This is a genomic window from Streptomyces sp. NTH33 (genome assembly GCF_003236365.1).
Lineage (GTDB): Bacteria > Actinomycetota > Actinomycetes > Streptomycetales > Streptomycetaceae > Streptomyces.
In genome coordinates this window covers 1-7,203 of record NZ_POTZ01000359.1, presented here as the reverse complement: position 1 = coordinate 7,203, position 7,203 = coordinate 1, and the positions used below count along the sequence as shown (strand labels likewise).

General features: G+C 72.6%; 12 protein-coding genes and 1 pseudogene. 9 read left to right on the top strand and 4 right to left on the bottom strand.

Features of this window, described 5'->3' with window-relative positions:
• Positions 1-352: hypothetical protein (locus C1I97_RS40745; protein ID WP_220040867.1), on the top strand; the 352-nt coding region annotated here is incomplete at its 5' end.
• Positions 353-430: 78 nt separating this feature from the next.
• Here the strand turns inward: C1I97_RS40745 and C1I97_RS27195 are convergent.
• From C1I97_RS27195 to C1I97_RS27190, 3 genes are all read right to left on the bottom strand, one after another.
• Positions 431-781, bottom strand: a complete 351-nt coding sequence (locus C1I97_RS27195; RefSeq protein WP_111005788.1) for an Asp23/Gls24 family envelope stress response protein — start codon at positions 779-781, stop codon at positions 431-433.
• Positions 778-948: a hypothetical protein gene (locus C1I97_RS40165; RefSeq protein ID WP_181384007.1), complete on the bottom strand. Its 171-nt coding sequence runs from the start codon at positions 946-948 to the stop codon at positions 778-780. Before C1I97_RS40165 ends, C1I97_RS27195 begins: the two co-directional genes overlap by 4 nt.
• A gap of 80 nt (positions 949-1,028) precedes the next feature.
• Complete coding sequence (locus C1I97_RS27190; protein ID WP_111005791.1) at positions 1,029-1,511, bottom strand: Asp23/Gls24 family envelope stress response protein; 483 nt, start codon at positions 1,509-1,511, stop codon at positions 1,029-1,031.
• 155 nt (positions 1,512-1,666) lie between these two features.
• Between C1I97_RS27190 and C1I97_RS27185 the strand changes: the two genes are divergently transcribed.
• The 3 genes from C1I97_RS27185 to C1I97_RS27175 are packed head-to-tail and all read left to right on the top strand — an operon-like array spanning position 1,667 to position 3,296.
• Positions 1,667-2,257, top strand: a complete 591-nt coding sequence (locus C1I97_RS27185) for an RNA polymerase sigma factor (protein WP_181446936.1) — start codon at positions 1,667-1,669, stop codon at positions 2,255-2,257.
• The gene (locus tag C1I97_RS27180) at positions 2,248-2,919 is read left to right on the top strand and encodes a hypothetical protein (RefSeq protein WP_111005787.1); all 672 of its coding nucleotides are present in this window, start codon (positions 2,248-2,250) and stop codon (positions 2,917-2,919) included. The genes C1I97_RS27185 and C1I97_RS27180 overlap by 10 nt, the downstream gene beginning before the upstream one ends.
• Positions 2,919-3,296 (top strand): Asp23/Gls24 family envelope stress response protein, encoded by a 378-nt coding sequence (locus C1I97_RS27175; RefSeq protein WP_111005786.1) that lies wholly within the window; start codon positions 2,919-2,921, stop codon positions 3,294-3,296. The genes C1I97_RS27180 and C1I97_RS27175 overlap by 1 nt, the downstream gene beginning before the upstream one ends.
• 141 nt (positions 3,297-3,437) lie before the next feature.
• Here C1I97_RS27175 and C1I97_RS27170 read toward each other — a convergent pair whose 3' ends face one another.
• Positions 3,438-3,701, bottom strand: coding sequence for a hypothetical protein (locus C1I97_RS27170; RefSeq protein ID WP_111005785.1), 264 nt, complete (start codon positions 3,699-3,701; stop codon positions 3,438-3,440).
• A gap of 222 nt (positions 3,702-3,923) precedes the next feature.
• Between C1I97_RS27170 and C1I97_RS27165 the strand changes: the two genes are divergently transcribed.
• The 5 genes and pseudogenes from C1I97_RS27165 to C1I97_RS27145 form a co-directional block, all read left to right on the top strand.
• Positions 3,924-4,181 carry an SCO2583/SCO2584 N-terminal domain-containing protein gene (locus tag C1I97_RS27165; RefSeq protein ID WP_111005789.1) on the top strand — a complete coding sequence of 86 codons (258 nt, stop codon included), beginning with the start codon at positions 3,924-3,926 and terminating at the stop codon, positions 4,179-4,181.
• Between the two features lie 141 nt (positions 4,182-4,322).
• Positions 4,323-5,246 (top strand): zinc metalloprotease HtpX, encoded by a 924-nt coding sequence (gene htpX / locus C1I97_RS27160; RefSeq protein WP_111005784.1) that lies wholly within the window; start codon positions 4,323-4,325, stop codon positions 5,244-5,246.
• A gap of 2 nt (positions 5,247-5,248) precedes the next feature.
• Positions 5,249-5,836, top strand: a complete 588-nt coding sequence (gene pspAB, locus C1I97_RS27155) for a PspA-associated protein PspAB (RefSeq protein ID WP_111005783.1) — start codon at positions 5,249-5,251, stop codon at positions 5,834-5,836.
• Positions 5,837-5,864: 28 nt separating this feature from the next.
• A pseudogene (locus C1I97_RS27150) lies at positions 5,865-6,398 on the top strand (alpha/beta fold hydrolase); the annotation flags it as partial.
• Positions 6,399-6,450: 52 nt separating this feature from the next.
• Positions 6,451-7,203 (top strand): DNA glycosylase AlkZ-like family protein (locus C1I97_RS27145; protein WP_146608306.1); only part of this gene is annotated, 753 nt, incomplete at its 3' end.

Here is a 7,203-nt window from a genome sequence, read left to right as displayed (position 1 = left end):
ACACGCGGGCGGTCGAGACTTACTGCATCGCCGCGCACTACGCCGCCATGACGCCTGCGGAAAAGTTCTCGACGACCACGTCGGCGACACGGACCAGTTGGAGGAATTCGGCCGTACGGCGACGACGTCGACCAGTGCCGCGACCGCTGCCACGAGGATCACCGAGGCGACCAGCGCGGCCGGAAGGCGGCGCGCGGACCACGGGCGGTGGGTCCGGTGTCCTCCGTCGCGTTCGCCGGCCGTCGGGTTCGGTGGGGGCATGGGGTGTTCGGGCGGACCGGGCTCCCTCGGCTCCTCGGGCTCCTTCGTCAGCGGCACCGCGGCACGGTGCGCGGATGGCGTGGGGCTGTGAGTGGGAGGGTCCGGGCCGGTTGTCATTCCGGTCCTCCTTCCTGCGCGGTGGGCCCGGCGGTGCGGGCCGGGTGGCCGCTCACCGGACCCGCCCCCGGTTCGTGGCGGCAGTCACCAGCCGCCGGACGGTGAGGGTGACCTCTCCCACCTGCAAGCCGGTCAGCTGAGCCACCCGTTCGGCGACGTCGCGCTGGATCCGCTCGCAGACGTGGGGGATGTCGGTGGGGTAGGGCAGGTCCATGGTCAGGTGCAGGCGCACCGGATCGGTGCGCCGGGACTGGACCGTGCGTGCGGCCTGGGCGGCGATACGGGCGACCACCCTGTCCGGGATGACGGTGGCGCCCCGCTCGGCCGGAGGCGGCAGGCCGGCGGCCCGCGCCGATGGGCCGGGCCCTTTGCCGTGAGGTGGGGAACCGGGCCGGGTCTTCACCGCTGCCTCCGTCCGCGGACGTCGAGGTCGCCCTGCACGACGAGGCCGACGATCAGCCCCGCCGCCCCCAGGACCAGCACCAGCAGAAAGGCCCAGAAGCCGCCGAAGTAACCGGCGAAGCCCAGGGCCATCCCGGCCGCGAGGCCCGTCGTCGCTGTGTTCATCATGCACTCACCCGTCTCGCGAGCGTCGTCCGCGTGATCAGCCGCTTACGCCGGGACGCGGCGGTGGCGGTGGTCACGGCGGATCACCGCACGCGGCCCTCGTCCGGTTCGGCCTCTTCCCCTTCGTCGGGAAGGTGGACGTCGTCGACGGCGATGTTCACCTCGACGACCTCCAGTCCCGTCATCCGCTCCACCGCGCCGATCACGTTGGTGCGTACGTCGCCGGCGACGTCGACGATGGAGACGCCGTACTCGACGACGACGTCCAGGTCCACGGCGGCCTGCCGCTCGCCGACCTCGACCTTCACTCCTCGTGTGACGCTGCCGCCTCCGCCGGGGACCCGTTCCCGCACGGCGCCGAGGGCGCGGGCCATGCCCGCCCCAAGGTTGTAAATACCCGGTACCTCGCGGGCGGCCATGCCCGCGATCTTGACCACCACGCCGTCCGCGATGGTGGTCTTCCCCCGTGTCTCGGCCGGAGTTCCGGCTCCGGTGCGGCCCTTCAGCGCGCTCACGCCTGTGTCGGGTCGGCTGTCCGCGCCGACGCTGGTGATGTTGTCCGTCATGGCGGTCGCCTCGATCGGTCGGTCGGACACCGGTGTGGTGCCCTTCGAAAGATTGGACATATCGGGCGGCGCATTCCTCACGCGCGTTGAACGTGACGTGCATCACATACGACTCGTCGGGTACACGGGCAGCCCGAACCTTGTGCGGGGGCGCCATGATCGAAAGCGCTGTTTCCCCATCGCCGGGCCGCGACCTGATGGGACGCGACCTGCCGGATGGCCTGCTGGCCGTACGGGCGGCCGAAGGAGACGAGGACTCCTTCGCCGTTCTCGTCCAGCGGCACAGCCGGTCCCTCCTGGCCCTGGCCCGGTGCCTGCTCGGCAACACCCAGGACGCCGAGGAGGCCGTTCAGGACGCCTTCGTCAGCGCCTGGCGGCGACTGCCGGAATACCACCACGACGCCGAGTTCCGCACCTGGATGTACCGCATCACGGTCAACCGCTGCCTGACCATGCGCCGACGCCGATCACCGCCCCTCTCCCTGGACACCGTCGCCGAACCCGCGACGGACGACGCGTGGAGCCAGCCCGCCCGGTCCGCCGAGCAGGACGCGGCCACCGCCGCCCTGTCCCGCGCGCTCGCCGAACTGGACGCCGGGCAGCGGATCTGCTGGATCCTGAGGGAAGTGCAGGGCCTGCCCTACAAGGAGATAGCCCACGTGACGCGGACCAGTGAACAGACGGTGCGCGGCAGACTGTTCAGAGCACGCCGATCCCTGCAGGAGGCGATGGGCCCGTGGCGCTAGACGACCCGCACGCGCGACCTTCCGGACCGCCCGGAGCCGACGGGCCCCGCACCGGCCCAGCCGCCGCCGACGTACCCCCGTTCACGGGTGATGAGGTGCTGCCCTGCGGCCGCCTGCTCAGCCGGGTCTGGGAACAGGCGCAGGACGCGGCGCCGGCCGCAGACCCGCACACGGTGTCCTGTCCTCACTGCCGCGAGGCCGTCGCGGGACTGGCCCCGCTGAACGCGGCCACCCGGGCGCTGCGCACCGAGGACCCTCCCGGCCTGCACGCACTCGTCGGCCGCGTCATGGACGTCGTCAGGGCAGAGGTCCGGCTCGGGCGGCTGCTGCCCCTGGCAGACCCGGACCGGGATCTGCGGATCGCCGAGAGCGCCGCGGCGAAGGTGCTGCGGCGGGCCGCGGACACGGTTCCCGGTGCCAGGGCCGCGACCTGCCGGCTCGGACCCGAGGGCGAGGGCACCGACGTCCGCGTGACCATGACCCTGGCCGCTGCTCTCGACCGCCCGCTGCCCGACCGGGTCCATCAGGTGCGCCGGTCGGTCCTCGACTCGGCCGGGCAGGACCTGGGACTGGCCGTGGCGGCCGTCGACATCACCGTGATCGACGTCCTGGAGCCGGAGCCGCCCCTCGGTTCCGGCCTCCCGGCCGGCGGTGGTACGTGATGACCGCCATCCGTACGGCCATGCTCCTCGGCGTCGCGGCCGAGACAGCCCTCGCGGTTCCCGGCGTGGTCGGCCTGCAACCCCGCCTCGCCCACCGCCTCGCGGCAGCCGCCGCGCCCACCCGGCCGGACGCCACGCCTCACCGCACGTCTCCCGGGGCAGGCATCCGCGCCGACCGGGCGCCGGACGGTTCGGGATGGCACATCGAGGTGCGCTGCGTCCTGGCCGAGGGCCGGCGGGCGCTGGACATCGCCCGGAACGTCCACGACCGGGTGGGGGCTGCCGTCCTCTCCCACCTCACCGCCCTCGGTGTCGCGGAGCAGGTCACCGTCGAGGTCACGGTGACCCGTATCGCCGCCCGGTACGACGCGGCATGAGTTCCGAGTCAGCCTCTGCGCACCGGCATCCCGGCCCCAGCCGGTGCCATGCCTCGAAGCCGTCCACGTGGACACCACCACCCTCGCGGCCGAGGGCCGCCGTCTGTGACGCACAGGCGGCGGCCCTCGGTCGTACCGCGCTCAGCGGACGATGATCACCACCGGGCTGTTGTAGCCGTAGTTGTAGGGGTAGAAGCCCCCACGGCCGAAGCCGCCGCAGTAGCCGGACCACCAGCCACCGTAGAAACAGCCGCCACCGTGGCCGACGCTGGTGGACACGTGGGCCGGGGCCGCTGCCGGGGTCGCCGCCGCAGCCGTGCCCGCCGCGCCGACGGCGGCGCCACCGGCCATCAGAACACCGACTGCGGACATCGCGAAGAGACGCCTCGCACGTTGTGCTTTCATGGAATACCTTCCTTTCCACCCTCCCGTACGCCGTTCGCGTACAGGCCGGATGGCCGCGGCCGCAGCGGGAAAGGTACGGCGACGCGGTCGTGGGTGTCGCCGCCTGCTGAGTGCGGCCCTCACCAGAAAAGGCTAGACGTGGGCCGTCCGCGCGGCATCTCGGAGACGGGAAGGCGGGAGCAGGCGGCACGCGGCCTCGAAAGGTGAACGGGGATGACGGGGATGTCCGAGCGGGACGACTGGGAGTGCGAGTTCGATCACCGGTGGGCGAGCGCCGCCGAGCACAAGGAGCCCTCCGCCCGGGCCCGTATGCTCGCCGCCCGCTGGAAGGACGACCCGCCGGGCCCGGTCCCGTTCCGCGCCGGCCCGGACCCGGTCGCACCGCGCCGCTCCTCGTGGATATCCACCGTCGTGGTGCTCGGCTGCGTCGCCGCGGTGATCGTGCTCATCGGCTACGTCCAGACGCGCGCCTACCGCTGAGGCGCGCCGGGGTGCGCGCCCGCCCCCCGGGCCGCCCGGCGGTCTTTGCCGCTCCTGGGGCCGCACGGGCCCCCGTCATGGGCACCGGCGGGTGCACACTGGAGGGCGGGACGAGTGCCTGACTGTGCGGGGTGATGCACCATGCAGAGCCGCTTCCGGAGCGACCGACGGCTGACCGTGCGCATGGGGGTCACGCTGTTCCTGCTCGGGTTGCTGTACGTGGCGTTCGTGGCCGCGCTGATCGTGCTGCTGAAGTCCTGGGTGCTGGTCGTGGTGATCGCGGCGGCCGCCCTCGCGGCCCAGTACTGGTTCTCCGACCGGATCGCGCTGTACGCGATGCACGGCCGGGTGGTGGAGCGCGAGGAGTATCCCGAGCTGCACGCGGTGGTCGACCGGCTGTGCGCCATCGCGGACATGCCCAAGCCGGTGGTCGCCGTATCCAACATGGACATGCCGAACGCGTTCGCGACGGGACGGAACCCGGACAACGCGGTGGTGTGCGTGACGACCGGGCTGCTCCGCCGCCTGGAGACCCCGGAACTGGAGGGCGTGCTCGCGCACGAGCTGTCCCACGTGGCGCACAAGGACGTCGCCGTGATCACGGTCGCCTCCTTCCTCGGCGTGATCGCGGGGCTGGTCGTACGGTTCGCCTTCTACTCGGAGCTCTTCGGCGGGCGGGGTCGCAAGGATCAGAACACCCTGGCCGTGTTCGCCATGGTGATGGGGGTCTCGGCGGCGGTGTACGCGATCAGCTTCCTCCTCATCCGGGCCCTGTCCAGGTACCGGGAGCTGGCCGCGGACCGGGCGGCGGCGCTGCTGACCGGACGGCCCTCGTCGCTGGCGTCCGCGCTGACCAAGGTCACGGGCGACATCGCGAGGATCCCGTCCGAGGACCTGCGCACCGCACAGGCCTTCAACGCCTTCTACTTCACTCCGGCGCTGGGCTCCGACCCCGGCATCGCCCGTCTCTTCTCCACCCACCCGAGCCTGGAACAGCGGCTGGAACAGCTGGCACGGATCTCCGCCGAGCTGGGCGAGGCCGCGGCGCCGGGGAAGGCGGGCTGAGGATGGGGCTCCTGGACATCCTGCTCGGCCGTTCGAAGCCCGCCCCGCCCGACCTGGACCAGCTGTTCGCGCTGCCGTCGGCGGCGGTGACGCTGCAGGCGGCGGCCGGCTTCACCCCGACCGGGCAGGGCGCGGTGTGCTTCGCCACGGTCGAGGGAGCGGCCTTCGAACAGACCCACCGCGAGGTCCAGGCCCTCCTGGACGCCGACGCCGACCGCTCCGGCCCGCCCGTGGAACTCTCCCAGGACTCCTACGGCTACTCCTGGCTGATCTCCCGCCGCACCCCGGACCAGCTGCCGGACCTGGTCAACGACCTGCACGCCGTGAACAGCGCGATGGAGGTCAACGGCTTCGGCCCCCAACTGCTGTGCTCCCTGGCCGGCTTCCACGACGACACCGGCCGCCGTCTGGCGCTGGTGTACCTGTACAAGAGGGGCACCTTCTATCCCCTGTGCATGCTCTCCGGCCGGCACAAACGCGACAACGCGCTGGAGCTGCAGATCGCGGCGGCGCTCGAGAACGACCTCCGGATCGAGAAGGACAAGACCCGCTGGTTCCCCCTCTGGGACGCACCCGGACTGGCGGACTGAACGACCCTCCGGGATGTCTGATGACCGGATGGGCGAGCTCTTCCCCTTCGGTCACGACCAGGACGGCGAACGGCTCAGCGGCGTGTACGGCGACGACAGGGACGACGGCGTCCACGACCGGCCCGGCGTCGTCCTGCTGCACGGCGCGGGCACCAGCGGCAAGGAGCGGCTGCTGCCGCTGCTCGCCGAGTTCACCGCCCGCGGCTGCCGCAATGTCGCGTTCGACTTCCCGGGGCACGGCGACAGCACCGGCACGCTGCGGGAGCTGAGTCTGCGCCGGCGGTTCGGGCAGGCGGTCGCCGTCATCGACGGCCACGTACCCGCCGACAGCCCCCTGTTCCTGGCCGGGTTCGGCATGAGCGGCCAGACCGTGGCCGACCTGGCCCGGCACTACGGGGAGCGGGTCGTGGCGCTGGGCCTGTGCGCGCCGGCCGTCTACGCCGGTGAGGCGTGGGACGTGCCGTTCGGCGCGGGCGACGGGCGGTTCAGCGAGACCATCCGCCGTCCCGGCAGCTGGCGTACGGCCCCCGCACTCGACGTGCTGCGCGCCTATGAGGGCCGGTGTCAGTGGTGTCGGGGAGGATGCCGTCAGGACGACTACGGGTGGAGGTCTCATGGGCGGGGAACCGCGGTACGTCGGGGTGGCGGAGCGGCGGGCCAGGCTGGCGTGGCGGCACCGGCTGGCCACCGGAGCACGGGCCACGGCTCCGGAGGAGGTCGCCCGGTCGCTGGTGGCGTTGCACGGGACGGACCCGGCGACCGTGTACCTGGGGGTGGGCGCCCGGCTGGCGGAGCCGGGCGGGACGGTGCCCGCCACGGAGCGTGCACTGTACGAGGACCGCACGCTGGTGCGCATGCACGGCATGCGGCACACCGTGTTCGTCCTTCCCGCCGAGCTGACCGCCGTGGTGCACGCCTCGACCGGTCTCGCCGTCGCCGCCAAGGAACGCGCCGCCCTGATCAAGGACATGGCGAAGGCCGGTGCGCCGGACGCGACCTGGCTGAAGGAGGTCGAGGAGTCGACGCTGGCCGCGCTGGCCCGGCGCGGCCAGGCGACGGCGACCGAACTCGCCCAGGACGAGCCGCGGTTGCGGGAGCAGTTCGTGTACGCGGCCGGGAAGAGCTACGAGGGCGTGCACACGGTCTCGTCCCGGCTGCTGCGCGTCCTGGGCGTGGAGGGGAAGGTGGTGCGGGGACGGCCGCTCGGGTCCTGGACGTCCTCGCAGTTCCGCTGGGCCCTGGCTCCCGCGCACCCCGAGCTCGACGTGGCCGGGGCCCAGACCGACCTGCTGCGCCACTGGCTGGCGTCCTGCGGCCCGGCGACCGAGGCCGACCTGAAGTGGTGGACGGGGTGGCGGGTGACGGAC